Origin of the sequence: Vibrio sp. MM46 (genome assembly GCF_027587135.1) — a bacterium.
Classification (GTDB): Bacteria; Pseudomonadota; Gammaproteobacteria; order Enterobacterales; family Vibrionaceae; genus Vibrio; species Vibrio harveyi.
Map to the genome: position 1 here is coordinate 1 of NZ_JAPPTO010000077.1, position 1,261 is coordinate 1,261.

At 43.3% G+C, this 1,261-nt stretch carries 1 protein-coding gene; it reads right to left on the reverse strand.

Features of this window, described 5'->3' with window-relative positions; all coding sequences use genetic code 11:
* Positions 1-1,261: DUF7146 domain-containing protein (locus OH459_RS27945; RefSeq protein ID WP_443088665.1), on the reverse strand; the 1,261-nt coding region annotated here is incomplete at both ends.

Consider the following 1,261-nt stretch of genomic DNA (forward strand, 5'->3'; position numbering starts at 1 on the left):
GGAAAGGTTTTGAATGTCGTTCTTGTGATTGACGTTGATAATATCAATCTGTCCTTGGGTTTGGTCTCGAATTAAAAAGGAGTTTTCAATCGAGGTACTGATGATGGTGGTATTTAAATTCTCTCCTTGATGGAAGTGGGTTAATTGCTTGGATTTTGTACCTAGCGTTCGCGGATTAATGTCTAGCGTGTTGTCTCTATTTCCTTGCGAGTCTAAATAGGTCACTTCAATAGCTTTGGTTTCACCTTGCTTATTATGGATGTTGGTTATCATGGCAGGGTGGAAAGTTTTATCTTCGGATGAATACACCGCAGGGTGATATTTCACATTACTGTTTTCGATGTTACTAATACCAAGGCTGTTTAAGTATCTTTGTGCTAGGGTGCCATTTATTGGCAAGCTTTCACTGATGTATTCCTTGGCTCTTTCTTCAAACTTTGCAATATGCCTTGGGGTGGTGTTGAGTAATTTTTCGTGTTTACTGTTTTCCTCCAGTTGGTGTTTTTCTGGCTCGTTTATCATATTGTGAGCTAGGTTCATGGCGTCTTTGTAACTGATATCCTTATGGCTCATGATAAGGTTAATTAAAGCGCCTTTTTCGCCCGTTGTGTAATCTTTAAAATAACCTCGATATTCTCCGGTTAAGGTGACTTTAATCGCAGACTTACCAATACCAAAGGTTAAGTAATCCCGGTCTGATTTGGATTGATTAGGCTTGCCTAATAATTGGGTAGCAAGGCTTTCAGTGTATTTTGGTAGTTGTGTGTTGATGTGCTCCCTAAATTTGTTGTAGTCAAAGTCTCCGCTTTTATTTTGGAACCGAACGTCCTCATGAGGCAGAGCATTACGGTTAAAGTAAGTGGTGTCTTTGGGTGGCATTTGGTTGAGGGTTTCTATTGCGCTGGCTTTGTGGCTCTCTTTGGATAACCAACTTTTGACCAGTTGCTGGGTGTTATCGGTATAAAGCCTGATGTGCTGACTAGCACGGGTGACATCGATGCCTGCACGTCTTAGGTTGGTCAGTGCGCCTTTGCTTTGAATAGCGGTAATGACGTGGGGGTAGGTCGCCCCTTGCGCCATGTCCGCGGTTCGGCTGTACGCGTAATCCCAATGCCCGTCTTTAAGCTCGTTAGGGTTTATGGTGAGTGTCTCTCCCGTTTTCGATTGCGCAATGACGCTGTCTGAGCTTGCTTGCGTGATGCGGTACTCTACGTTGGCTTTGATGCCACGCTCTTTATCGGTAAAACGAGTGACAATCTTA